General features: G+C 71.9%; 24 protein-coding genes. 14 read left to right on the top strand and 10 right to left on the bottom strand.

Features of this window, described 5'->3' with window-relative positions; translation table 11 throughout:
- Positions 1 to 17 precede the first annotated feature (17 nt).
- Positions 18 to 440 carry an acyl-CoA thioesterase gene (locus tag F8R89_RS28110; protein ID WP_151786570.1) on the top strand — a complete coding sequence of 141 codons (423 nt, stop codon included), beginning with the start codon at positions 18 to 20 and terminating at the stop codon, positions 438 to 440.
- Positions 441 to 568: 128 nt separating this feature from the next.
- Positions 569 to 1021, top strand: a complete 453-nt coding sequence (locus F8R89_RS28105) for a spore-associated protein (protein WP_151786569.1) — start codon at positions 569 to 571, stop codon at positions 1019 to 1021.
- A gap of 76 nt (positions 1022 to 1097) precedes the next feature.
- Here the strand turns inward: F8R89_RS28105 and F8R89_RS28100 are convergent, their stop codons facing one another.
- From F8R89_RS28100 to F8R89_RS28070, 7 genes are all read right to left on the bottom strand, one after another.
- Entirely contained in the window at positions 1098 to 2477 is a 1380-nt protein-coding gene (locus F8R89_RS28100) for a nucleobase:cation symporter-2 family protein (RefSeq protein ID WP_151786568.1), read from the bottom strand.
- 221 nt (positions 2478 to 2698) lie between these two features.
- Positions 2699 to 4078 (bottom strand): 8-oxoguanine deaminase, encoded by a 1380-nt coding sequence (locus F8R89_RS28095; protein WP_151786567.1) that lies wholly within the window; start codon positions 4076 to 4078, stop codon positions 2699 to 2701.
- A 119-nt stretch (positions 4079 to 4197) separates the two neighbouring features.
- Positions 4198 to 5139, bottom strand: a complete 942-nt coding sequence (pucL, locus tag F8R89_RS28090) for a factor-independent urate hydroxylase (RefSeq protein WP_151786566.1) — start codon at positions 5137 to 5139, stop codon at positions 4198 to 4200.
- A 4-nt stretch (positions 5140 to 5143) separates the two neighbouring features.
- Complete coding sequence (uraH, locus tag F8R89_RS28085; RefSeq protein ID WP_151786565.1) at positions 5144 to 5536, bottom strand: hydroxyisourate hydrolase; 393 nt, start codon at positions 5534 to 5536, stop codon at positions 5144 to 5146.
- Positions 5533 to 6060: a 2-oxo-4-hydroxy-4-carboxy-5-ureidoimidazoline decarboxylase gene (uraD, locus tag F8R89_RS28080; protein ID WP_151786564.1), complete on the bottom strand. Its 528-nt coding sequence runs from the start codon at positions 6058 to 6060 to the stop codon at positions 5533 to 5535. The genes uraH and uraD overlap by 4 nt, the downstream gene beginning before the upstream one ends.
- A 123-nt stretch (positions 6061 to 6183) precedes the next feature.
- Positions 6184 to 6552 carry a helix-turn-helix domain-containing protein gene (locus F8R89_RS28075; protein WP_151786563.1) on the bottom strand — a complete coding sequence of 123 codons (369 nt, stop codon included), beginning with the start codon at positions 6550 to 6552 and terminating at the stop codon, positions 6184 to 6186.
- A complete protein-coding gene (locus tag F8R89_RS28070; protein WP_151786562.1) occupies positions 6549 to 6800 on the bottom strand; it encodes a hypothetical protein in 252 nt (83 codons plus the stop codon). Before F8R89_RS28070 ends, F8R89_RS28075 begins: the two co-directional genes overlap by 4 nt.
- Positions 6801 to 6936: 136 nt before the next feature.
- Between F8R89_RS28070 and F8R89_RS28065 the strand changes: the two genes are divergently transcribed.
- The 3 genes from F8R89_RS28065 to F8R89_RS28055 all read left to right on the top strand — a co-directional run bounded on the left by F8R89_RS28065 (position 6937) and on the right by F8R89_RS28055 (position 9433).
- Positions 6937 to 7758, top strand: a complete 822-nt coding sequence (locus F8R89_RS28065; protein WP_151786561.1) for a TIM barrel protein — start codon at positions 6937 to 6939, stop codon at positions 7756 to 7758.
- A 25-nt stretch (positions 7759 to 7783) separates the two neighbouring features.
- Positions 7784 to 8674, top strand: coding sequence for a 2-hydroxy-3-oxopropionate reductase (locus F8R89_RS28060; protein WP_151786560.1), 891 nt, complete (start codon positions 7784 to 7786; stop codon positions 8672 to 8674).
- Positions 8675 to 9190: 516 nt separating this feature from the next.
- Positions 9191 to 9433 carry a hypothetical protein gene (locus F8R89_RS28055; RefSeq protein ID WP_151786559.1) on the top strand — a complete coding sequence of 81 codons (243 nt, stop codon included), beginning with the start codon at positions 9191 to 9193 and terminating at the stop codon, positions 9431 to 9433.
- Between the two features lie 255 nt (positions 9434 to 9688).
- Here F8R89_RS28055 and gcl read toward each other — a convergent pair whose 3' ends face one another.
- The gene (gene gcl, locus F8R89_RS28050; RefSeq protein WP_151786558.1) at positions 9689 to 11473 is read right to left on the bottom strand and encodes a glyoxylate carboligase; all 1785 of its coding nucleotides are present in this window, start codon (positions 11471 to 11473) and stop codon (positions 9689 to 9691) included.
- 225 nt (positions 11474 to 11698) lie between these two features.
- Here gcl and F8R89_RS28045 point away from each other — a divergent pair, with 225 nt between their 5' ends.
- Together F8R89_RS28045 and F8R89_RS28040 are read left to right on the top strand one after the other, a co-directional pair.
- A complete protein-coding gene (locus F8R89_RS28045; protein ID WP_151786557.1) occupies positions 11699 to 12379 on the top strand; it encodes a hypothetical protein in 681 nt (226 codons plus the stop codon).
- Between the two features lie 47 nt (positions 12380 to 12426).
- Entirely contained in the window at positions 12427 to 12930 is a 504-nt protein-coding gene (locus tag F8R89_RS28040; RefSeq protein WP_151786556.1) for a GNAT family N-acetyltransferase, read from the top strand.
- Here the strand turns inward: F8R89_RS28040 and F8R89_RS28035 are convergent.
- Together F8R89_RS28035 and F8R89_RS28030 are read right to left on the bottom strand one after the other, a co-directional pair.
- A complete protein-coding gene (locus F8R89_RS28035; RefSeq protein WP_151786555.1) occupies positions 12927 to 14510 on the bottom strand; it encodes an AMP-binding protein in 1584 nt (527 codons plus the stop codon). The genes F8R89_RS28040 and F8R89_RS28035 overlap by 4 nt on opposite strands.
- Positions 14507 to 16177 carry an AMP-binding protein gene (locus F8R89_RS28030; protein WP_151786554.1) on the bottom strand — a complete coding sequence of 557 codons (1671 nt, stop codon included), beginning with the start codon at positions 16175 to 16177 and terminating at the stop codon, positions 14507 to 14509. The genes F8R89_RS28035 and F8R89_RS28030 overlap by 4 nt, the downstream gene beginning before the upstream one ends.
- A gap of 147 nt (positions 16178 to 16324) precedes the next feature.
- Here F8R89_RS28030 and F8R89_RS28025 point away from each other — a divergent pair, with 147 nt between their 5' ends.
- From F8R89_RS28025 to F8R89_RS27995, 7 genes are all read left to right on the top strand, one after another.
- Positions 16325 to 17134, top strand: a complete 810-nt coding sequence (locus F8R89_RS28025; RefSeq protein WP_413251298.1) for a LuxR C-terminal-related transcriptional regulator — start codon at positions 16325 to 16327, stop codon at positions 17132 to 17134.
- A 236-nt stretch (positions 17135 to 17370) separates the two neighbouring features.
- Entirely contained in the window at positions 17371 to 20187 is a 2817-nt protein-coding gene (locus F8R89_RS28020) for a helix-turn-helix transcriptional regulator (protein ID WP_151786552.1), read from the top strand.
- Between the two features lie 292 nt (positions 20188 to 20479).
- The gene (locus F8R89_RS28015) at positions 20480 to 21268 is read left to right on the top strand and encodes a S1 family peptidase (protein ID WP_151786551.1); all 789 of its coding nucleotides are present in this window, start codon (positions 20480 to 20482) and stop codon (positions 21266 to 21268) included.
- 155 nt (positions 21269 to 21423) lie between these two features.
- Positions 21424 to 22071, top strand: a complete 648-nt coding sequence (locus tag F8R89_RS28010; protein ID WP_151786550.1) for a LysE family translocator — start codon at positions 21424 to 21426, stop codon at positions 22069 to 22071.
- Between the two features lie 579 nt (positions 22072 to 22650).
- Positions 22651 to 23790, top strand: coding sequence for an ATP-binding protein (locus F8R89_RS28005; RefSeq protein WP_192806254.1), 1140 nt, complete (start codon positions 22651 to 22653; stop codon positions 23788 to 23790).
- On the top strand, positions 23787 to 24635 hold the full coding sequence (locus F8R89_RS28000; protein ID WP_192806253.1) for a roadblock/LC7 domain-containing protein: 849 nt from the start codon (positions 23787 to 23789) through the stop codon (positions 24633 to 24635). Before F8R89_RS28005 ends, F8R89_RS28000 begins: the two co-directional genes overlap by 4 nt.
- Entirely contained in the window at positions 24628 to 25014 is a 387-nt protein-coding gene (locus tag F8R89_RS27995) for a DUF742 domain-containing protein (RefSeq protein ID WP_151786549.1), read from the top strand. Before F8R89_RS28000 ends, F8R89_RS27995 begins: the two co-directional genes overlap by 8 nt.

The raw sequence follows: 25014 nt of genomic DNA, 5'->3' as shown, positions 1-25014 counted from the left end.
CCGTCGAAGGGACAGCAGTGAGCGAGCCGTTCTCCGTCCGGATCACCGTCCGCGGATACGAGACCGACGTGCAGGGGCACGTCAACCAGAGCGTGTACATCAACTACGCCGAGCACGCCCGCTGGTCGCTGCTCCAGGCCGCCGGGATCAGCCAGACCGGGCTGATAGCGAAGGGGGTGGGCCCGGTCGCCCTGGAGACGACCATCCGCTACCGGCGCGAGCTGCTGGCCGGTGACGAGATCGACGTGACGTGCGTCTTCGAGTGGACCGGCAGCAAGACGTTCCGCATCCGGCAGGACATGGTGAAGACGGACGGCACGGTCGCCGCCGAACTCGTCGCGGTGGGCGGCCTGCTGGACCTCAAGGAGCGCCGGATGGTCGCCAACCCGCAGGACTACTTCAAGGAACTGTCCACGGATCCGAGCCTGTTCGGCATCTGACGGCACCCGGCCGGCACCCCGCCGAGAGGATTTGTCGACACGGCGTCAGATCCGAGCACAACCATTCGCATACCCCGCGGGTCACACCATGCAGGAGCAACCGACTCCAATGGACACCAGGGGGAAATATGCGATACGCACGTTCTGTCCTGTCCACCGTGGCGCTCGCGGCGCTGACCGTCGGCGGTACGGCCGCCCTCGCGGCCCCCGCCTCCGCGGCACCCAACACCACCCCGCAGAAGGTCTGCGGCAGCGGCTACAAGACGGTGAACTCGGCACCCGTGGGCTCGCTCGGCACCGTGTACCTGACGTACAACGCCACCAACGGCAAGAACTGTGTGACGACCATCCGCAACACCCCGGGCACCGCCCAGGACATGTCGGCGTGGATCTACGTCAACGGCACCGACGAGTACGACGAGGACTACGGCCGCTTCACCTCGTACGCCGGACCCACCTACGTCTACGGCAAGGGGTACTGCGTGGACTGGGGCGGCCAGATCAAGAACGTGTACGTCCAGGTGACCGGCTCCAACTGCGGTTCCCTGATGAAGGAGAGCCGGGTGACCTTCACCCGCTGATCCGGCACCCGCACGGCCGCGCGCCCCGGCAGGACCGCTCATGTCCCGCCGGGGCGCGCGCTGTTCCGTCCAGAGATCAGGAGCGCGCCGGCGCCCCCGTGAGCTCCTTGCCCGTCTCCATCGGATGGGTCACGTCCTCGGCGTCACGGCCGCCGCGGCCCAGGTGGTTGAAGACCAGGTTCAGCAGCACCGCGGCCACACAGCCGGTCGAGATGCCCGAGTCGAGCACGATCCGCGCGGTCACCGGGAAGGCGTGGTAGAACTCCGGCGCCGTGATCGGGATGATGCCGACGGCGAGCGAGACGGCGACGATCAGGACGTTGTTGTCCTTCTCGAGACCGGCCCGGACCAGGGTCTGGATTCCGCTCGCGGCCACCGACCCGAACAGGACGACGCCCGCGCCGCCGAGCACCGGGCGGGGTACGACCGCGATCAGCGAGGCCGCCATCGGGCACAGTCCCATCAGCACCAGGAAGCCGCCGCCGGCCGCGACGACGTACCGGCTGCGGATCCGCGTCATGGCGACCAGCCCGATGTTCTGGGCGAAGGCGCTGCACATGAACCCGTTGAAGAGCGGGCTGAGCGCGGAGCCGAGGGTGTCGGCGCGCAGCCCCGCCGCGATGGTCCGCTCGTCGGCCGGACGTTCGACGATCTCGCCCAGTGCCAGCATGTCGGCGGTCGACTCGGTCATCGACACCACCATGACGACGCACATGGAGAGGATCGCGGCGAGCTGGAACTGCGGGGCCCCGAAGTGGAACGGCGTCGGGAAGCCGACGACGGCCGCGTCCGCGACCGGAGCGAAGTCGGTTACGCCGAACGGGATGGCGACCAGGGTGCCGGCGACCAGACCGAGCAGGACGGCGATCTGCTTGACGAAGCCGGTGGTGAAGCGGCGCAGCAGCAGCACGATGAGCAGGGTGCCGCCGGCGAGGCCCAGGTTGGTGGCCGAGCCGTAGTCGTGCGCGGCCGGATCGGGGCCCTGGGCCCAGCCGAAGGAGACCGGCAGCAGCGAGATCCCGATGAGGGTGATCACGGTGCCGGTGACGACGGGCGGGAAGAAGCGGATCGCCTTGCAGAAGACGGGCGCGGCGAGGAAACCGAGGAGCCCGGCGACGATGACGGCGCCGAAGATGACCGGCAGCGCGTCGCTCTTGTCGCCGGTGGAGGCGACGATCGCGGTCATCGGGGCGACACCGGCGAAGGTGACGCCGTTGACGAAGGGCAGCCGGGCGCCGATCTTCCAGACGCCGAGCGTCTGGAGGAAGGTGGCGAGGCCGGCCGTGAACAGGCAGGCGCCGGTGAGGAAGGTGAGGTCGGTGGCGGAGAGGCCGATGGCCGCGCCGACGATCAGGGGTGGGGCGACGACGCCCGCGTACATGGCGGCCACGTGCTGGAGGCCGGTCGTCGCCATCTTGAGCGCGGGGAGTTTCTCGTCAACGGGGTGGTCGGCCACGGCGGCTTCCCTCCGGTCGGTTACACGGCCGCGCGGAACGGCTGCCGTGGGTGTCAGGGAGGTGGTGCATGGTCGTGCGGGACCAGTTCTTCGAGGGGACGGTGGACCGGTCCGGGGCGCGCGTGCGCGCGCCCCGGCGACGGCCGCCCCGGGACCCGGGGTCCGGAGCCGCCGGCCGGGAGCCGTCCCTCCCGGCCGGAGTTCATGAGCCCGAGGGCGCGTTACCCGGCGGCGGCGATCTCGGCGAGCCGGCGCGCCTCGTCCCGGGTGGCGCGGGCGATGGCGTCCTCGTCGGCGGTGAGCAGCCGTCCGTTCTCGACGATCTGGCGGCCGTTCACGAAGGAGGCGGTGACGGGGGCGGCCGCGCCGAACACGAGTGCGATGACCGGGTCGGCGATGGAGGCGTGGGCGAGGGTGTCCATCCGCCACAGCACGAGGTCGGCGAGCTTGCCGGGTTCGAGGGAGCCGATCTCGGCCGCCCGGCCGAGGACCTGGGCGCCGCCGTACGTCCCGAGACGCAGGGCCTGGCGGGCGTTCAGGGCGGACTCGCGGTGGGCGCCGAGGCGGTTGATGAGCAGGGCGTTGCGCAGTTCGGTGTGGAGTTCGCCGGACTCGTTGGAGGCGGTGCCGTCGACGCCGAGGCCGACCGGGACGCCGGCGGCGAGCATGTCGGGGACGCGGGCGATCCCGGCGGCGAGGCGGGCGTTGGAGGACGGGCAGTGCGCGACGCCGGTCCCCGTGCGGGCGAAGGCGGCGATGTCGGAGTCGTTCATGTGGACGCAGTGCGCCATCCACACGTCCTCGCCGAGCCAGCCGGTGGACTCGAAGTAGTCGGTCGGGCCCATGCCGAACAGCTCGTGGCAGAACTTCTCCTCCTCCACGGTCTCCGAGCCGTGGGTGTGCATGCGCACCCCGAGGCGCCGGGCCAGTTCGGCGCCCTGGCGGAGCAGTTCGGTGGAGATGGAGAACGGGGAGCAGGGGGCGACGGCGACCTGGGTCATCGCCTCGAAGGAGGTGTCGTGGTACCGCTTCACCGTCTCCTCGGTCGCGGCGAGCGCGCCTTCCAGGGTCTCGACGGCGAAGTCCGGGGGCAGTCCGCCGTCCTTCTCGCTGCGGTCCATGGAGCCGCGGGCGAGGGTGAAGCGCACTCCCATGTCGCGGGCGGCGCCGATGATCGCGCCGGACAGGTCGCCGGAGCCCTTCGGGTGGACGTAGTGGTGGTCCATGGCGGTGGTGACACCGCCGCGGGCCATCATCGCGAGGGAGCCCTGCGCGGCGGCCCGGACCATCGGCTCGTCGATGCGCGCCCAGGTCGGGTAGAGGGCGACGAGCCAGTCGAAGAGGTTGTGGTCGGTGGCCAGGCCCCGGGTGATCCACTGGTAGAAGTGGTGGTGGGTGTTGACCAGACCGGGGGTGACGAGGTGCCCGGTGGCGTCGATGCGGCGGACGACGTTCTCCAGGCCCTCGGGGGCGCGGCCGGCGCCGAGGGACTCGATGCGATGGTCCGCCAGGACGATGTGCCCGGTGGCGTACTCGGTGTCGTGCGCGTCGACGGTCGCGATCGAACAGTTCTCGATGACGATGCGCTGGGCTGCTGCCATGGTGCGTCCTTTGCGCTGCTGGGGAGAGGGCACGGCAGGACCCCGGGAGTTTGAGTGCCGCGGCCGGCGGGCGGGAGGCCCGGCCCGCCGGCCGCGGGTGCCGAAGTGCGTGTGTCGGTCTACAGGTTGGTGAGGTCCGCGGGGATGCGGGCCTCGGCGCCGTCCCGCAGGACGGTGGCCTCGATCAGGCCGTAGGGGCGGTCGGCGGCGAAGTACACGGCTCCGTCGGCGGTGTCGTTCTTCAGCCCGAACGGCTCCAGGTCCACGAGGAAGTGGTGCTTGTTCGGCAGGGAGAAGCGGACCTCGTCGATCTCGGCGCGGTTCTCGATGATGCGGGCGCCCATCTCGTACAGGGTCTGCTGCAGGGAGAGGGAGTAGGTCTCGGCGAAGGCCCGGAGCATGTGCCGCTTCGTCTGCTCGTAGGACGCGTTCCAGTCGGGGGCGGTCTGCTCGCCGTCGGTCCAGTTGAAGCGCCAGCGGGCGGAGACCTCGGTGGCCAGCATGCGGTCGTGGGTCTCGGGGAGCGTCGTGTACTTGTCCTTGACGTAGCCCCAGAACTCGGAGTTCGTCGAGTTCAGTACGGTGAGGTCCTTCAGTCCGGAGACGACCTCCCAGCTCTCGCCGTCGAAGGTGATCTGGGTGAGGCGGGTCTCCTGGCCCTGGCGGACGAAGGAGTGCTTGATCTCCTCGCCGTCGGCTCCGGTGCCCTCGATCCGCTCCCAGGTGTACTCCTCGATGCAGATGCGCGCCCGGTGGATGGGCTCCTGGCTGGTGACGAAGTGCCGGGCGAGGTGGATGCCGAACTGCTCGGCCGACTCGATGCCGTGCTCCTTGGCGAACGCGAACACCGTGTTCTTGGTGGTGTCGGTCGGCAGGACGTTGGCGTTGGAGCCGGAGTAGTGGACGTCGTCCATGTCGCCGGAGAGCGCGACGGAGACGTTCAGGTCCTTGATGTGGTGGGTGGTGCCCTCCCGCGTGATCCTGACGACTCGGTTCTCGGCCTTGCCGTACTGGTTCTGTCCCAGAAGCACAGGGCGGGCAGGGCTGGAAGGGGTGGTCATGTAGCTAGCTCCCTCGGTATACGGAGTAGCCGAACGGGTTGAGCAGCAGCGGTACGTGATAGTGCTCCCCGGGCGTCACGGCGAAGGTGATCGCCACCTCGGGGAAGAACACGGCACCGCTGTCCCGATTCGCGGGGGCGTCCTGCTGCGCATCGGCTTGCTTCTTCTCGAAGTACGGTTCGACGGCGAAGTCGAGCCGGACATGGGTGGTGCCCTCCGGCGGGGCCGGGAGGTCCTTGCACCGCCCGTCCGCGTCGGTCGCGGAGCCGCCGAGCTCCCGCCAGTCCGCGTCCCGGCCCGCGCGGGCGGAGAGGCGGACGGCGACGCCCTCGGCGGGCCGGCCGGCGCTGGTGTCCAGGATGTGCGTGGACACGGAGGCGGTGGTGCTGGTGCTCATGGTCGGGGTCCTTGTCGGTCGTCGTCGACGAGCCGGGCGAGCCGGATACGGTTGATCTTTCCCAGCTCGGCGCGGACGATCTCGCGTTCCTGCTCGGGCGCGTTGCCGATCCGCTCCTTGACCGCGTCCCGCATCTGCTCGCCGGTCCGGCCGGTCGCGCAGATGAGGAAGACATGGCCGAACTTCTCCTGGTAGGCCAGGTTGAGTTCGAGCATCTCCGCCTTGAGGTCGTCGGACGCGCCGGCCATGCCGCGCTGCTCGCGGGCCGAGGCCGGGTCGCCCGGCCGGGGGCGGCCGATCGGCGGGTGCCCGGCCATGGCCTCGGCGAGGTCGCCGGCGGTCAGTCCGGCCATGGCGGAGTCGCCGGCCCGGTAGAGGTCGTCGGGGGTGGCGTAGGGGCGGGCGGCGAGCAGCCGGCGCACCCAGGCGGTGGAGGCGCACACCTCGTGGAGCGCGGCGTGGGCCGCCTGCTCCTCCAGGGCGTTGAACCGGGCCAGGCCCGGGGGCGTGGTATTCGGCGTCACGGGAGCCTCCGTGGCCGCGAACGGCCTTCGTGCTGAACGGGCGTGCCGTTAGCTAACGCCTTGCGGCGACAGCCCGTCAACACTTTGTTGAAAATTCCCGGTAACGAAACCGGGGAGCCGGGATCAGGGGTTCTTGTCCCGGTTCAGGTAGTTGTAGACGGTGAATCGGCTGACCCCGAGCGCGCTCGCGACGGTCTCCACGCCGTGCCGTACGGAGAAGGCGCCGCGCGCCTCCAGGGTGCGGACGACCTCCTGTTTGGCCTTGCGGTCCAGGTCGGCCAGGGGCCTGCCCATCCGGCGCTCCATGGCGGCCAGGATGTGGTCGAGGGAGTCGGCGAGCTGGGGCAGCCGTACGGCGACGACGTCGGCCCCGCGCCAGGAGAGCACGACGTCCTCGGCGCCGGCCTCGTCGGGCGGCAGCAGTTCGCCGCCCATGGCGTCGACCAGCGGCTTGACGGCCGCGATGAAGGTGTCGTCCCCCTCGCCGGTCACGCGCCGTCCTCCTCGATGACGTTGACCTGGAGCGAGATGCGGGTGGCGCCCGCGTCGAGGCTCCTGCGCAGCAGGGCGTCCACGGCGGCGAGCACCGCGTCCGAGCCGCCCTCCGCCGTGTTGCCGAACGGGCCGACGTCCACCGCGTCCAGGTCGGCGGCCTCGATGACCTCGCGGGCGGCCACGGCGTGCGCGGGTGCCTCGTCGAGGTCGAAGGGCTCGGTCGTGAACTCCACTCTCAATCGCACGCGCACAACCTAACGCGCGCCGCCGTCATCCGCCGAGCCCTCTTGACAACCTCCGGCACCCGACGGCAATCTTCCAATAAGCAGAAACAAACTTCCGTCATACGGAATATCGACCACGGAAGGGAGCGCCGGCCCCATGGGATTCGCAGAGCAGCGCTTCAACGTCAACCTGTCGATCCTCTTCACGGAACTCCCGCTCCTGGAGCGCCCCGCGGCCGCCGCCGCGGCCGGCTTCACCGCGGTCGAGCTGTGGTGGCCCTGGATCGACTCCCCCACCCCCGAGCGGTCCGAGCTCGACGCCCTGCGCAAGGCCGTCGAGGACGCGGGCGTACGGCTCACCGGGCTGAACTTCTACGCCGGGCGGCTGCCCGGCCCGGACCGCGGCGCCCTGTCGGTGCCCGGCGAGGAGTCGGAGCGGTTCCGCGCCAACGTGGAGGTCGCGGCGGAGTTCGCCGGCTCCCTCGGCTGCGGGGCCCTCAACGCCCTGTACGGCAACCGCGTCGACGGCGTGGACCCGGCCGAGCAGGACGCGCTCGCGCTGGAGAACCTGGTCCTCGCGGCCCGGGCGGCCGACCGGATCGGCGCGATCCTGCTGATCGAGGCGCTGAACAAACCGGAGTCACCGCTCTACCCGCTGGTCAGCGCGCCCGCCGCGGTGGGCGTCGTGGACAAGGTCAACGCGGCGACCGGACTGGGCAACGCGAAGTTCCTCATGGACCTCTACCACCTGTCCATGAACGGCGAGGACCTGCCGGCGGTGATCGATCGGTACGCGGCGAGGACCGGACACGTCCAGATCGCTGACAACCCGGGCCGCGGCGCCCCGGGCACCGGCTCGCTCCCCCTCGAGGACCTCCTCGACCAGTTGAGGAAGGCGGGCTACGACGGCTGGGTCGGCCTCGAGTACAAGCCGGGCGACCGCCCGAGCGCCGAGGCCTTCGACTGGCTGCCCCGCTGACCCCGTTACCGAAAGGCACCCCATCATGAGCACACTCCCCACGGTCGCCTGGATCGGCCTCGGCATCATGGGCTCCCCCATGTCCGAGAACCTGGTCAAGGCGGGTTACCAGGTCACCGGCTACACGCTGGAGCAGGACAAGCTGGACCGGCTCGCCGCGGCGGGCGGCACCGCGGCCTCCTCGATCGCCGAGGCGGTGAAGGACGCCGACGTGATCGTCACGATGGTCCCGGCCTCCCCGCAGGTCGAGGCGATCGCGTACGGCCCCGACGGCATCCTGGAGAACGCGCGCCCCGGCGCGCTGCTGATCGACATGTCCTCGATCACCCCGCAGACCTCGATCGACCTCGCGAAGGCCGCTGCCCAGAAGGGCATACGCGTGCTGGACGCCCCGGTGTCCGGCGGCGAGGCCGGCGCGATCGAGGCCGTCCTGTCGATCATGGTCGGCGGCGAGCAGGCGGACTTCGACGCCGCCAGGCCGCTTCTGGAGGCGCTGGGCAGGACCATCGTGCTGTGCGGTCCGCACGGCTCGGGCCAGACCGTGAAGGCAGCCAACCAGCTGATCGTCGCCGTGAACATCCAGGCGTGCGCCGAGGCCGTGGTCTTCCTGGAGAAGTCCGGCGTGGACCTGAAGGCGGCCCTGGACGTCCTGAACGGCGGCCTGGCGGGCTCGACCGTGCTGACCCGCAAGAAGGACAACTTCCTGAACCGGGACTTCAAGCCGGGCTTCCGTATCGACCTGCACCACAAGGACATGGGCATCGTCACGGACGCCGCCCGCAGCGTCGGCGCGGCCCTGCCGGTCGGCGCCGTGGTGGCCCAGCTCGTGGCGTCCCTGCGCGCCCAGGGCGACGGCGGCCTGGATCACTCGGCCCTGCTGCGGTCCGTGGAGCGCCTGTCCGGCGCCTCCGCCTGACCCCGCCTGAGACCTCCGGGCGGTGCCGGCGCCGACACATGTCCTGTCGCGCCCAGGCACCGGCACCGCCCGGACACTCGTCGGCCCCTGGCCGGCGTATGCGAAGACGGCGTCCGGCTCCTGACGGGAGGTCATGAGCCGGACGCACCGCCCGCGCCCCGTCGCCGGCCGGCCCGGATGAGGGGTGGCCGCCCGGAGGAGGGCGCGGGCCGCGTGTGGACCGCGGCGGCGAGCGAGCCAGTGCGGTGGTGAAGGTCCCGGCCGCCTCCTTCGACCTGAGGGGAGGCGGGCGCGGGTTCCGTCGCTCCCGCCGCGGTCCCGGCACGCACGGCGGACACGCCCCAGAACGCCGTCCGGCGGCGCGAACGTACTGTCGCGCCCAGCCTCGCGCCGTCGGACGGCCACCACCGGACAGCCTCGCGGCGCCCCGTACGGAGACTCCGTGCCCGGCGCCGCGCGCGTGCGCGGGTGCCCCGCCGGGGTGCGGATCCGGGCCTTTCGCAGCAGTCTGAAGGCATGACGGCACGACCGACCGAGCATCCGCGCGTCGTGGTGCACCCGCCCGGGCTGGACGGCTCCCGGCGGGTCACCGAGGGCGACGAGACGCTGGGCATCGCCACGCACGTGGACGACGTCAGCGAGATCCTGCGGCTCGCCGACCACTACGTCACGGACGTGGCGGAGAGCGACCTCATCGACTGGCAGGGCGGCGGTCCCGACGACTGGCCGGGGCTGTCGGAGCACCACGAGGAGGGCTGACCGGGCGCCTACAGCCGACGGCGTAGGGCGTCTACGTCATGCTCAAATCAAGCTCTGAACTTCGTTCAAGGGGCTTCGAACACCCCCGGGGCAGGGCAGATTGTCGTCACACGGGGCCCGCCGGCACGGGGGCAGCGGGTCCCGTGACACGGGGGTACGGGGGAGCACCACCACGGGGGAACACGAAGAGGGCGGTCCGGCTGTCGGCCGGACCGCCCTTCGCGGTCGCCGGGGGACGCGCCCCCGAGGCCGGGGTCAGACCTTGAGCGGCCTGATCGACGTCGGCGCGTGACCCGGCTCGGTCGCGATCTCCTCGAACTCCACGACGTTGCCGATGTCGTTGCTCGTCGACATGGAGATGTTGGTGACCCGTTCCAGGATGACCTCCACGACGACGGGCACCCGGTGCTCCGCCGCCAGCTTCCCTGCCTGCTCGAAGGCCGCGCCCAGCTCGGCCGGGTCGGTCACCCGGATCGCCTTGCAGCCGAGGCCCTCGGCGACCTTGACGTGGTCCACGCCGTAGACGCCGAGCTCCGGCGCGTTGACGTTCTCGAACTCCAGGTTGACCTGGAAGTCGATGTCGAAGGCCCGCTGCGCCTGGCGGATCAGGCCCAGATAGGCGTTGTTGACGAGCACATGGACGTACGGGATCTTGTGCTGCGCCCCGACGGCCAGCTCCTCGATCATGAACTGGAAGTCGTAGTCGCCGGACAGCGCGACGACCGGGGCGTCCGGGTCGGCCTTGGCGACGCCCAGCGCGGCCGGGACGGTCCAGCCGAGGGGGCCGGCCTGGCCGCAGTTGATCCAGTGCCGGGGGCGCTGGACGTGCAGCATCTGGGCGCCCGCGATCTGCGAGAGGCCGATCGTGGAGACGTACCGGGTCTCCGGGCCGAAGGCCCTGTTCATCTCCTCGTAGACACGCTGCGGCTTGATCGGGATGTCGTCGAAGTGCGTACGCCGCTGAAGGGTGGCCCGGCGCTCCTGGGTGGAGGCGGCCCAGGCGCGGCGGTCGGGCAGCCGGCCCTCGGCCTTCAGCTCCTTCGCCACCTCGACGAACAGCTCCAGGGCGGCCCCGGCGTCGGAGGCGATGCCGTAGTCCGGGGCGAAGATCCGGCCGATCTGGGTGGGCTCGATGTCGACGTGCACGAAGGTGCGGCCGGCCGTGTAGACGTCCAGTTTGCCGGTGTGGCGGTTGGCCCAGCGGTTGCCGATGCCGAGGACGAAGTCGGACTCCAGGAAGGTGGCGTTGCCGTAGCGGTGCGAGGTCTGCAGGCCCACCATGCCGGCGTTCAGCTCGTGGTCGTCGGGGAGCACGCCCCAGCCCATCAGGGTGGGGACGACCGGGGTGCCGGTCAGCTCGGCGAACTCGACGAGGAGATCGGCGGCGTCGGCGTTGACGACTCCGCCGCCCGCGACGATCAGCGGCCGCTCGGCGGCGTTCAGCATGCCGAGCGCCTTCTCGATCTGGGCGCGGGTGGCGGCGGGCTTGTAGACGGGCAGCGGGGCGTACGTCTCCGGGTCGAACTCGATCTCGGTGAGCTGGACGTCGATCGGCAGGTCGATGAGGACGGGGCCGGGGCGGCCGGAGCGCATCAGGTGGAAGGCCTGCTGGAAGACGCCGGGGACCTGCGCGGCCTCCAGGACGGTGACCGCCATCTTGGTGACCGGCCCCGCGATCGCGGCGATGTCGACCGCCTGGAAGTCCTCCTTGTGGATCACGGCGGTCGGCGCCTGGCCGGTGATGCACAGGATCGGGACGGAGTCGCCGGTCGCGGAGTAGAGACCGGTGATCATGTCGGTGCCGGCGGGGCCGGACGTGCCGATGCAGACGCCGATGTTGCCGGGGTACGCGCGGGTGTAGCCCTCGGCCATGTGCGAGGCGCCCTCGACATGGCGGGCGAGGGTGTGGTGGATGCCGCCGGACGCCTTGAGCGCCGCGTAGAAGGGGTTGATCGCCGCGCCGGGCACACCGAACGCGTCCCTGATGCCCTCGCGCTTGAGGATCTCGACTGCCGCGCGGGCAGCGGTCATACGAGCCATTGGGGTCTCCTGCTTCGGCCGTCGGATTCGCACTCCCGTCGCGCCCGCCGGTGAGCAAGTCCGTGTTGAGTCGCATCCGCCACGTTTTCCGCATGACGGAATTTAGTTTCTACTATCTGGAAGCAATGTAGGTGGGGCGCCGGAGACCGTCAAGAGGGGGACAACCGGCCCCCGGCAGGAGGACGATGGGGCCGCCGTCCGATGCGAACCGTCCGGGAGCGGGCCATGTCCGAGAGCGTGCCGGTGCGCTGCCCGGCCTGCCGGAGCGAGCACCACTACGAGGCACCCGTCTATCCGTGCGCGTGCGGGGCGCCTCTCGCGCCGCGGCTCGACCCGGACGGGACGGCCACCCCGGTCACCCACCGGGCCTGGGACGACGAGTGGATCACCGTGAGCTGCTCCGCGTGCGGCCGGGAGAGCGAGTGGCCCCGCCCCGAACTGGGCTGTCCCTGCGGCACGGTCCTGCGGATCCCCCCGTCCGGCCCCTCCACCGCCGACGAGCCCCGCCGGTCCCCCGCACCCCGCCGCGCCTTCCAGCCGGTGACGATCCGCACCGCGCGGGACGCCGTCACCGCGGCGGCCGTCTATCTGCGCTGGCTCGGCTACCGGGACATCCGCCGCGCCGACCAGCGCCCCACCTCCGGCATCGGCCTCGCCGCGCACGGTCTCCTCGCCCAGGTCGACCCGACGGTGAACCCGGCCTCGCGGCGGGACGTGGAGTGCCTGTGGCTGACGGCGATGACGGAGTCGGCGCACTGCGTCTACTTCTCCCTCGCCGGCTACACCCCGGACGCCCGCACCCGCGCCGACTCCCTGCACGTCCCCCTGTTCGTCCTCGACCTGACGGGCACCCCGCAGCCGGTCAACAGCCAGGCCGACGAACTGGACGCGTCGGGGGCGGGCTAGCCCTAAATCCGCTGGCGCCGGTCCCCCGCCGGGACGACACTCGCCCCATGCGCATCCGTCCCGTCCTGCCCGGTGAGCTCGGTGTCCTCCAGGAGATCGAGCGGGCCGCCGGGGAGGTCTTCCGTGACATCGGCATGGCGGAGATCGCCGACGACGAGCCGTTCCCGGTGGACGTGCTGGAGGCGTACCGGCGGGCCGGGCGGGCCTGGGCCGGCTGTGACGAGGCCGATCGGCCGGTGGGGTATCTGGTGGCCGAACCCGTCGACGGGTGGCTGCACGTCGAGCAGGTGTCCGTGCACCCCGACGCGGCGCGCCGGGGCGTGGGCCGCGCCCTCCTCGCCTGCGCCGGGGAACGCGCCCGGGAGGAGGGGCTGAGCGGCCTGACCCTGACCACGTTCACGCACGTGCCGTGGAACGCGCCCTACTACGAGCGGCTCGGGTTCCGGGTCGTACCGGTGGACCGGCTCACCCCCGGGCTGCGGGCGATCCGCGCCCGGGAGGCGGAACTCGGTCTCGACCGGTGGCCGCGCGTCTGCATGCGCCGCCGCTAGTCGGTGGCGTACCGCCGGCGCAGTTCCACCTTGCGGACCTTGCCGGACACCGTCATCGGGAACGCGTCGAGGAGGGTCAGGCGGCTCGGGATCTTGTAGTGGGCGAGCTGTCCGTCGCAGAAGGCGCGCAGTTCCTCCAGGGTCAGCGGATCGGCCGCGTCGCGCGGGATGACGCAGGCCAGCACCTCCTCGCCGTACCGCTCGTGCGGCACGCCGACCACCTGGACGTCGGCGATCTTGGGGTGGGCGTAGAGGAACTCCTCGATCTCACGCGGGTAGATGTTCTCACCGCCCCGGATGATCATGTCCTTGATCCGGCCGACGATCTCGACGTACCCGTCCTCGCGCATCATCGCGAGATCTCCGGTGTGCATCCAGCGGCCCCGGTCGATCGCCTCGGCGGTCTTCTCCGGCTCGTCCCAGTAGCCGAGCATCACGCTGTAGCCCCGGGTGCACAGTTCGCCCGAGGTGCCGCGCTCCACGGTGACGCCGGTCGCCGGATCGACGATCTTCACCTCGATGTGCGGCAGGACACGGCCGACGGTGCCGGTGCGGTGCTCCAGGTCGTCGTCCATACGGGTCTGGAGGGACACCGGGGAGGTCTCCGTCATGCCGTAGCAGATGGAGACCTGCTCCATGTGCATCTCCGCGACCACCCGCTTCATCACCTCCACCGGGCAGGGCGAGCCCGCCATGATGCCGGTGCGCAGGGTGGAGAGGTCGTAGCCGGCGAAGCCGGGGAGGTTCAGCTCGGCGATGAACATCGTCGGCACGCCGTACAGCGAGGTGCAGCGCTCCCGCTGCACGGCCTCCAGGGTGGCCTTCGGGTCGAAGGAGGGGGCGGGGACGACGATGCACGCGCCGTGCGAGGTGGCCGCCAGATTCCCCATCACCATGCCGAAGCAGTGGTAGAAGGGGACCGGGATGCACACCCGGTCCTGCTCGGTGTAGGCGATCAACTCCCCTACGAAGTAGCCGTTGTTCAGGATGTTGTGGTGGGACAGCGTGGCGCCCTTGGGGAAGCCGGTGGTGCCCGAGGTGTACTGGATGTTGATGGGGTCGTCGCAGGACAGCTCCGGGAACGGGGCCGGGGTGCCGCGCGCGATCAGCGCGTCCCAGCTCGGGTCGCCGATGTAGGCGGTCTCCCGCAGCGCCGGGCACCGGCCGCGCACCTCCTCGACCATCGCCCGGTAGTCGCTCGACTTGTGGCTGAGCGAGGCGAACAGGAGTGAGACACCGGCCTGGTTGAGGACGTACTCCAACTCGTGGGTGCGGTAAGCCGGGTTGATGTTCACCATGATGGCGCCGACGCGGGCCGTGGCGTACTGGACCAGCACCCACTCGGGGCAGTTGACGGCCCAGATGCCCACCCGGTCGCCCTTGGCGACACCGCTCGCCAGCAGCGCGTACGCCAGCCGGTCGACGTCGGCGGCGAACTCCGCGTACGTCCAGCGCCGCCCGGACGCCACGTCGACCAGCGCCTCCCGGTCCGGCCAGGCGGCGACGGCCCGGTCCAGGTTCGCCCCGATCGTGTCGCCCAGCAGGGGCGTGTCCCCGGTCCCGTGCGTGTAGGAGTTCACCGGAAGTCCTCCTCGCGGTACTCGGCGTCCGACCCCGCGGCGGTGGCCTCGCGCAGTTCGATACGGCGGATCTTGCCCGACACCGTCTTGGGCAGCGGCCCGAACTCCAGGCGGCGCAGCCGCTTGTAGGGCGCCAGGGTCTGCCGGGAGTGCTCGAAGAGCACCTTGGCCGTGTCGGGTCCGGGCTCCCAGCCCTTGGCGAGCACGATGTACGCCTTGGGCACCGCGAGCCGCAGTTCGTCGGGCGCGGGCACGACGGCCGCCTCGGCGACGGCCTCGTGCTCCAGCAGGGCGCTCTCCAGCTCGAACGGGCTGATCTTGTAGTCGCTGGCCTTGAAGACGTCGTCGGAGCGGCCCACGTAGGTGATGTAGCCGTCGGCGTCGCGGGAGCCGATGTCGCCGGTGCGGTAGTAGCCGCCCGCCATCGCCTCCGCCGTGCGGTCGGGGTCGCCGTGGTAGCCCGTCATCACGCCGACCGGCCGGGCGGAGAGGTCGAGGGCGATCTCCCCCTCGTCGGCGCCGGGGGCGCCGGTGACCGGGTCGAGCAGTTCGACGCGGTAGCCGGGGCTGGGCCGGCCCATGGAGCCCGTCTTCAGCGGCTGGCCGGGGCTGTTGGAGACCTGCACGGCCGTCTCGGTCTGCCCGAAGCCGTCCCGGATGGTCACGCCCCAGGCGCGCCGCACCTGCTCGATGACCTCGGGGTTGAGCGGTTCGCCGGCGGCGACGACCTCGCGGGGCGGGGTGCGCAGCGCGCCCAGGTCGGCCTGGATGAGCATGCGCCACACCGTCGGCGGGGCGCAGAAGGTGGTGACGCCGACCCGGTCCATCTCGGCCATCAGCCGGGCCGCGTCGAAGCGCGTGTAGTTGTGGATGAAGACGGTCGCCTCGGCGTTCCACGGGGCGAACAGGTTGGACCAGGCGTGCTTGGCCCAGCCGGGCGACGAGATGTTCAGGTGCACGTCCCCGGGCTTCAGGCCGATCCAGTACATGGTGGCCAGGTGCCCGACCGGGTACGAGGTGTGGGTGTGCTCGACGAGTTTGGGGCGGGCGGTCGTGCCGGACGTGAAGTAGAGCATCAGCGGGTCGTCGGCGCGGGTCGGCCCGTCGGGGGTGAAGGCGGCGGAGGCGTCGTAGGCGTCCTCGTAGGCCAGCCAGCCCGCGGGCGCGCCGCCGACGGCGATCCGGGTGTAGTCGCCGGGCACGTCGTCGAACTTGCCGGTGTCCTCCGAGCGGACCAGGACGTGCCGGACGTGTCCGCGTTCCACGCGGTCGCGCAGGTCGGCCGGGCCGAGCAGCGGGGTGGCGGGGATGACGACGGCGCGCAGCTTCATGGCGGCGAGGGCGGTCTCCCACAGTTCGGCTTGGTTGCCGAGCATGACGAGCACGCGGTCCCCGGCGCGTACGCCCTGCTCGCGCAGCCAGTTGGCGACGCGGGCGGAGCGTTCGGCCGTCTCGGCGAACGTCAGCCGTACCTCGCTGCCGTCCTCCTCCACGATGTGCAGCGCGATCCGGTCGTTGCCGGCCGCGATGGCGTCGAACCAGTCGAGCGCCCAGTTGAACCGCTCCGGCCGGGGCCAGCTGAAGCCCTCGTACGCCGTGGCGTAGTCCTCGCGGTGTTCGAGCAGGAAGTCCCGCGCCCCGCGGAACAGCTCCGTCCCCGTCTTCATGCGTCCTCCTGGTTACCGGACCTTGCCGGGCGGCCCTCTGCCATCGTGTAATCCGTGACGTGGGTCTCACTACCCCCGAACGGGGGTGTGCGCTCGGGACGCGCGGGTGAAGGGGCGAGCAGGGTGGCAGTGGAAGCGGCCGCGGCGATGGAGATCGGGCGTGGGCTGGCGCGTCTGCGCCGCTCGACCGGACTCCCGGTCGCCTTCGGCGGCCTGCTGGAGCCGGGCCGCCCGCGGGTGCGCATCAGCGAGCTGAACGGCACCGCCACGGACGCCCTGCGCCGGCTCGCGGTCGCCGCGGGCAACGGCCTCGGCGGCAAGGCCGTCGCGCTGGCCCGCCCCTGCGCGGTCACCGACTACTCGGCCTCCCGGCAGATCAGCCACGAGTACGACGCGGCCGTCGCCGCCGAGGGGCTGTGCGCGGTGGTGGCGGTCCCGGTGGTCGTACGGCGCCGGGTGCGCGGTGTCCTGTACGGCGCCCTGCGCACCGCTCAGCCGCTGGGCGACCGTGTCCTGACGGCCGCCGTGGACGCGGCGCGGGACGTGGAGCAGGCCCTGGTGGTGCGGGACGAGGTGCAGGGGCTGCTGGAGGCGGCCCGGCCGGGGACCGCCGCGCCGGCCGAGGGGGGTGCCGCCTGGGAGCAGGTCCGGGAGGCGCACGCGGCGCTGCGGGCGCTGGCGCCGCGCATCGGTGATCCGGCGCTGCGCGCGGAGTTGCTGGACGCGGCCGGTCTGCTGGCGGTCGGGCCGGACCCGCGGGCCGTGGAGCTGGCGCCGCGCGAGGTGGATGTGCTGGCGTGTGTGGCCGCGGGCGCCACGAACGCGGTGGCCGCCGGGCGGCTGGGGCTGCGCGCGGAGACGGTGAAGGGCTATCTGCGGTCGGCCATGCGCAAGCTGGGAGCCCACACGCGCGGGGAGGCCGTGGTGGCCGCGCGCCGGGCGGGGCTGCTGCCGTAGCCGTGAACACCGACCGGTGGGTGCGGCGGGCGGTCCCGGAGGGGGGTGGCCCCGGTCCCGCACGGCGGGGCCGCACGGGGGGTGGACGCGCGGTTCGGGACGGCCCACCATTCATTCACCGATGCTGTGAATTTCTCTATGCGGTCCGGCTGTTATTGGGGTCACCTCCCCGCGGCTCCGAATTTCAAAGAACCGTTGCCTAATATTGGCCCGAACACGACACATGGAGGGGAGCGGTGACCGTGCCACGGGACTTCAAGGAGCCTGCCGGCTGCCGCTCCGACCAGGTCATCGGGCGGGCCGAGCTGGTCACCTCGGCCCGCGAGCAGCTCGCGCGCGGCGGCAGCGTCCTGCTTCACGGTCCGGCCGGAATTGGCAAGTCGACGGTCCTGCGGGCTTTGGCCACGGAATACGGCCACGAGGCACGAACCGTCTTGCGCTGCTCCCCCACCGAGTCCGAATCCCACCTTCCCTTCCTGGCCCTGGCCGACCTCCTCGGCCTCGTCCTCGACGAGGTGTCCGGACGGCTGCCCGCCGCCCAACGCACCGCCCTGGAGGCGGCGCTCACCGGACGCGGCGAGTCCACGCTCCAGCGGGACGGGCTGGCCCTGCGGCTCGCCGTCCTGTCCGCGCTGCGCGCCCTGGCCGACGCCGGGCCCGTGCTGATCGTCGCGGACGACGCCCAGTGGCTGGATCCGGCCAGCGCCGAACTCCTCGGCTTCGCGGCCCGCCGGCTCGGCGAGACCCCGGTGCGGATGCTGTGCGCGGTGCGCACCGAGAGCGAGGAGTACGACCAGATCCTGCGGGCCTCCCCGCCGGACACCCTGGCGATACGCCTGGGCCCGCTGTCCCGGGCCCAGCTCTCCGTCCTCCTCGACCGCCGCGGCTACACCGGTCTGCCGCGCTCCACCGTCCGTGACATCCACCGCACCAGCGGCGGGAACGCCCTCTTCGCGCTCGAACTGAGCCGGGCCCTCGCCGAGAACGCCACCCCGCCGCGCCCCGGCGAGCCCCTTCCGGTGCCCACCTCGCTGCGCGCCCTCGTGCTGAACCGGCTGGAGATGCTGTCCGAGGAGGCCCGCCGCACCCTCCTCGTGGCCAGCGCGGGCGCCCGCCCCACCGTGGCCCTGCTGCACGCGGCCGGGCGGGCCAACGCCGAGGCCGAGACGGCCCAGGCCGCCGCCCTCGGGCTGCTGGCGACCGAGCCGGAGGGACCGGCCGTACGGTTCGCGCACCCCATGATCTCGGCCGCGCTGTACGCGGAGGCACCCGCGCAGGAACGCCGGGCCGTCCACGCCGCCCTGTCCACGGCCGCCTCCGACCCGATCGAACGCGCCCGGCACCTGGCCCTCGCCACGAGCGGCACCGACCCGGAGGTCGCCGCCCGGCTGGCGGAGGCCGCCGCGCTGGCCCGCGACCGGGGCGCCCCGTCGGTCGCCGCCCAGCTGTGCCTGCTCGCCGCCCGGCACACCCCGGCGGACGGCGACCCGAGTCCGGACGCGCTGCGGCTGAAGGCCACCGAGGACGCGATCACGGCGGGCGAGCTGGACCTCGCCCGGGACATCGCACGCGAGGTGCTGTCCCGTACGTCGGTGCCGGCGGAGCGGGTGCGGGCCTGGATCGCGGTGATCGAGACGGCGGGCCACGCCATGTCGGAGGTCGACGCGATCTTCCCGCAGGCCCTGGCCGACGCCGGTGACGACCCGCGGCTGCTCGCCCTGGTCCACTACCAGCTGACCTGGCGGGCCGTGCTGGTCAAGGGCGACTTCGACGAGGCGCGCGAGGAGGTCGCGTACGCCGCCGAGCTCGCGGCGCGGGCCGGCGACCGGTACACCGAGCTGATGGCGCTGGCCTTCCAGGCCCAGATCGAGACGCTGATGGGGCATCCGGACGCGCCCGCGACCATCAAGCGCGCCCTGGAGGAGCCGCAGGACCCGCGCGTCGCCTGCCACCACAACGGCGCCGGATACTCCCGCTTCCGCTGGCTGATCATGAGCGACCAGCTGCCGGAGGCCCGGTCGGCCGTCACCGGGCTGCTGCGCGAGGTGCGCCGGCACGGGTGGGTGGAGAGCGAGGTGCACTTCCTGCGCGGGGTGGCCGAGACGGAACTGCACTCCGGTCAGTGCGGACGCGCCCTGGACCTGGCCCGCGAGAGCCTGCGGCTGGCCCGGGACACCGGGATCGGCGAGGTGGCGTCGGCGGTGCTGACGTCCCTCGCGGAGGCGGCGGGCGGGCAGGTGGACCGGGCGCTGACCCTGGCCCGGGAGGCCGTGGAGCACGCCGAGGAGGACGGCGACCAGATGTACGTCTCCCGTGCGCTGGCCGCGCTGGGGCACGCCGAGCTGGTGGCGGGCGATCTGCCGGCGGCGGTGCGGTCGCTGCGCCGGGTGCGGGAGGTCGAGCAGGGGCTCGGGATCACGGACCCCGCGCGCGGACGGTGGCACGGCGACCTCGCCGAGGCGCTGGTGGGCACCGGCGAACTGGCGGAGGCACGGGACCTCATCGACGTCGCCCGGGGGCAGGCGCTGCGGCTGAACCGGGACAGCGTGCTGGGTGTGCTGGACCGGGCCGAGGCGGTGCTGCGTGCCGCGCGCGGCGACCGGGAGGGGGCGGTGGCGCGGCTGACGGCCGCTCAGGACCGGCTGGGGGCCCTGGGATACGGCCTGGAGGCGGCCCGCGCCGCGTTCGCGCTGGCCCTGCTGCGCCCCGAGGCGGGCCCGGCCGCCTACGAGGAGGCGGCCCGGCTGTTCCGCCGCTGCCGCGCGCTGCCGTGGCTGCGGAAGGTCGAGGCGGCCGCCGCGGAGCGCAGCGCGGCGGCGCTGCCCCCGCCCGAGCCGGCGCCGGGCGGCGCGGCGGGCCTGGACGGGCTGGCCTCGATGGAGCGTCAGGTCGCGGGCCTGGTCATGGAGGGCGCGACGAACCGGGAGATCGCCGCGCGCCTGTTCATCAGCGTCAAGACCGTGGAGGCGACGCTGACCCGGGTGTACCGCAAGCTCGGCATCCGGTCCCGGGTCGACATCGTCCGCCTGGCGGCGGGGCGCCGGGCACCGTGACCCAGGTCGTGACCAACCCGGCGAAGGGCCCCGTGCGTCGTACGGCGCGGGTTCGCCGGTGTGTTCGGGCGGAGTTCACCCCATTGCGTCGGCGCGGCCCGGTTTACCCGGCACGACCGAGGGTTTTCCCTGCCCAACTCCCTTAGGGGGTTCCCTCATTGGGAAGGGGATCAGCCGGGACCTACCTTGTGGGTGTGCCGCTCGCCGGGCACACGGGGTCGGTCCCCCGGCCCCACCGAGACCCGTGCCCGCGCGAACCCCCCACCGGCCATCCCCCCACCGAGGAGTCTCCTTGTCCGGGCTCACCCGTGCCAGAAGGACCGCCGTCGTCACGGCGGTGGCCGCCGCCGCGGCGGCCACTCTGCTCACCGCCCCCACCGCCGAGGCCGCGTCCACCCGCATCGTCGGCGGGACCACGACCACGACGTCCGCGTACCCGTTCATGATGCAGATCACGGACGCCTCACAGAACCAGTTCTGCGGCGGGACGCTGGTCTCCCCCACCAAGGTCGTCACGGCCGCCCACTGCATGGCCGGCGAGAGCCCCGGTGACGTGCGGGTCGTCGGCGGCCGCACCTATCTGAACGGCACCGACGGCACCGTCGCCAAGGTCAGCCGGATCTGGGTGCACCCCGACTACACCACGGCCACCAGGGGCGACGACGTGGCCGTGCTGACCCTGTCGACGTCGATGCCGTACGCCACCGCCGGGTACGTCGGCTCCTCGGACACGGGGGTGTACGCGGCCGGCACCAGCGCCCGCATCCTCGGCTGGGGCACCACGTCGTCGGGCGGCAGTTCCTCCAACCCGTTGCGGACGGCCACCGTGCCCACGGTGTCCGACTCGAGTTGCGCCGGCTCGTACGGCTCGGACTATGTCGCCTCCGACATGGTCTGCGCCGGGAAGACGTCCGGCGGCGTCGACTCCTGCCAGGGCGACAGCGGCGGTCCCCTGCTCATCGGGGGCGTCCTGGCAGGGATAACGTCCTGGGGCGAGGGCTGCGCCCAGGCGGGGTACCCGGGTGTGTACACCCGGCTGACCACGTTCTCGGGCGAGGTGACCGACCAGGTCCGGTCCTAGCCGGGAACCACAGACCAGGGGGCGTTGCGGGCCTCCACGAGCGGCCCGCAACGCCCCCTGTCCATGCCGTTCTCCCGGCCGGCGTTCCGCCCCCCTGTCCGTTGTCGGTGGCTCCTGTTTGAATGAGCCACCGGCAGGGATGTGGGGGTGAGGTCATGGTGTCCACCGACCGGATGCTGGCGTTCGCGGCGATGTCGCTGCTGGTGATCGTGATTCCGGGGCCCAGCGTCCTGTTCGTCATCGGCCGCGCCCTGGCGCACGGGCGCCGCACCGCCGTGGCGACCGCGCTCGGCAACGTCGTCGGCTCCTATCTGCTGGTGATCGCCGTCGCGGTCGGGATCGGCTCCCTCGTGGAGCGGTCCGTGACCGTCTATCTCACCGTGAAGCTGGCCGGTGCCGCCTATCTGGTCTGGCTCGGGGTCCAGGCGTTCCGGCACCGCGGGGAGCTGAAGGCGTCGGCGATCGGCACCGCGGCACGGGAGCCGGCGCGCGGTGATCTGCGCACCCTGCTGGACGGCGTGCTCGTCGGCGTCACCAACCCCAAGGGGGTGGTGTTCTTCGCCGCGGTGCTCCCCCAGTTCGTGGACCACTCGGCGGGTCGGGTGCCGTTGCAGATGCTGGTGCTCGGTCTCGTCCCCATCACCATCGGCCTGGTCACGGACACCCTGTGGGGCCTGACGGCCTCCGCCGCCCGCACCTGGTTCGCCCGCTCCGACCGCCGGCTGTCCCTGATAGGCGGCGCGGGCGGCTGCACGATGATCGGCCTCGGCGTCACGGTCGCGGTGACGGGCCGCGCGGACTGAGCCCGGCGGGGCGAACTCCCGTCCCCCGGTGGGCTTTCATGCACCTGTGCCCGCGTCCGTACACAGGGTGAAACCTGTTACGATCATCTTACTTTCGGCAGACTGACGCGGCGTCATGCCGCGCGCGGGGGGACAGTCGCCTCAGGACCCCATCGCGAAGGAGTCGCTGTGGACCCGTGCACCCGGCCCGACGGGCGGGCGAGCCGACGGCCCCGGAAGGAACCGGGCTGCCGGGCCGTCGCCGCCCCGGGGGCCGGCGCCCTCCACCACCGATGAACCCGCCTCGCTGAACGGCAGGCAACATCCGTCCACAGAAGGCGTGTTGGCCTTGCGGAGGAACGGTGGCGCGCTCTCGGGCGCCGTCACGCCGGTGATAGCATCCCCGCATCTGCGACCTTGATCCACTTACTTCAAGCGTTGACTTGGGGTCCGCACGCTCAGCAGCCACAGAGCTCGGGTAGGCGGCATGGTTTGTCGTGGGTGCGTACTCGCGGGGGAGTTATCCGTCTACGTCCGCATTTTCATGCGCCGGGAAAGGTTTCCATGTCTCGAGACGCGCTTGCGTGGTGCCTGGTTGCGATGACGGCCATAGCCGTCGCAGCGATCGTGGCACTCGTCGTCCGCAACAGAGCCCTGGGGAGGAGAAAGCAGCTGGCCGAGCAGGCGCTGAAGGCGGAGCTCGCTCAGGCACAGGGCCACCTCACCTCGGTGCAGGCCGAATTGGCCCGGTACAAGCACCAGTTCGACACCACCATCCGGCAGGCGGAGGAGGCGGCCGAGGACAGCACCAAGGCGGTCCTCAAGGGTTCCGCCCGCTTCCTGCAGAGCCTGGCCGCCGAGCAGATGACCGTCCTGGAGGGAATCCAGGGCAAGTACGGCAACCACCCGGTCCTCGCCGAACTCCTCGAGGTCACGCACGCCAACGCGCAGATGCAGCGCAAGGCCCAGGGCATCGCCGTGCTCTGCGGCGCGCCGGCCGGCCGCCGCAACCGGCCGGGCAGCGTGTACGACGTGGTGCGCAACGCACAGGGGCAGATCCGCAACTTCCGCCGGGTCGAGATTATGCAGCAGACCGGTTTCGCCCTGAAGGCGTCGGCCGTCTCCCCGGTCGCGCTCGCCGTGGCGGAGCTGCTCGACAACGCTGCCAGCTTCTCCCAGCAGGACGCGCCGATCGAGGTGACGTTCCAGCGGATCCAGAAGAACCTGTGCATCGTCATCGACGACGCCGGTGTCGGCATGAACGACGAGGAGCGCCAGCGGGCCACCGCCCTGCTGTCCGGCGACTTCGTCCCCCGGCTCTCCCAGCTCGGCAACCAGCCGAAGTTCGGCTTCCCGCTGATCGGCCTGCTCGCCCGCCAGTACGGCTTCCGGGTCGACGTCACGGGCATCTCCCGGTACGGCGGCGTCCGTGCCGTGGTGCTGCTGCCCGAGGAACTGTGGACGGAGGAGCAGCCGGCCCCCGTGGAGGAGGCTCCGGCCCCGGTGAGCATCGTGCGTGACGACCAGTCCGCGCCGAGCCGGCCGCGCACCGTGCACGGTCTGCCCAAACGCGTGTCCCGGGCGGCCTCCCCGGACGACCAGCGGCAGCCGTCCCGGACGGCCCAGGACACCGGTCGCGTCTCCGGACGCAGCCGGGGCGCCCTGGGCGCCCTGCAACGAGGCACCATCTCGGGCCGCACGTTCGATTCCGCAGCCACTGAAGGGCCCCAAGACGCATGACCACCGACCTGTCGTGGATGCTCGAAGACATCGTGACCAACGTGCCCAAGGCACGGCACGCCGTCTTGCTCTCCGCTGACGGCATCTCGCGGGGGGCCACCCAGGGTCTCGTCGACGACGACCTGAGGACCATCTCGGCCGCCATGGCCGGCATGCAGGCACTGAGCCGTGCCGCGGCCCGCTTCATCGAACCGGTGCAGGACCCGCAGTGGCACCAGACGATCATCGAGTTCTCGCACGGGTGGATCTTCCTCATCGGGGCCGGCCAGGGGGCCTATCTGGCCGCCGCGGCGGAACTCGACGTCGACATCCAGCAGATCTCCTTCCGGATGCACCGGCTCGTGGCGCGTCTGGGCAACAACCTGACGACCCCGCCCCGGGTCGACGCCGAGGAACCGTCACTGCACGGGGCGGGCGCCTCCAACGGGGCGGAGGCGGGCGGCCGTTCCGGCTCGGTGCTCGCCGACCTCGACGAGGTGATCTCCGGCGTGCACGGTGCCCGGCACGCCGTGCTGCTCGGCGCGGAGGGCCTGCCCCTGGGCGCGACCAGCGGGATCGACCGGGACCTGGTCGACACCATCTCCGCCGCCATGATGGGCATCCACGCCTACAGCCGGGTCACCTCGCAGTTCGCCGGGGTGCAGCCGGGCGCGGAGTGGCGGCAGACCGTCATCGAGTTCCAGCACGGCTGGATCTTCCTGATCGCCGGTGACCACGGCCGCCTGCTCGCCGCGGCGGCCGAACACGACACCGACATCGAGGAGTTCACCACGCGCCTCGGCGAGGTGGTGCCCCGGCTGACCGAGGAGCGCGTACCGCGACAGGAGGCGCCGAGCGATGTCTGACGCACACGACTCCGACCCGGAAGTGGAACTGACGTCCGCGTTAGTCCCGTTCTTCGTGATCACCAACGGCCGCGCCCTGCCGCCCGACCAGCAGTACGAGCGCACCGCCCTGGTGACCGCGCACAAGGACACCGCCGCCACGGCCCGCACCCTCGCCCCGGAGGAGAAGGCGATCATGGATCTGGTCGCCAACCGCATGCTGGCCGTGGCCGAGATCGCCGGCCGTACGCACCTGCCGCTCGGCATCGTGCGCATCCTCCTGTCACAGCTGGAGGAGAGCGGTCTGGTCCTCGTCCGCAAGCCCGCCCCCCGGGCCGACAGCAAAGACCGAGAACTGCTCAGTGCCGTCCTCGAAGGCCTGAAGAACATCGGAGCGTAA

It is taken from the genome of Streptomyces sp. SS1-1, assembly GCF_008973465.1.
Classification (GTDB): domain Bacteria; phylum Actinomycetota; class Actinomycetes; order Streptomycetales; family Streptomycetaceae; genus Streptomyces.
Note: the sequence above shows the minus strand (reverse complement) of the source record. Positions and strands in the feature narration are given on the sequence as shown.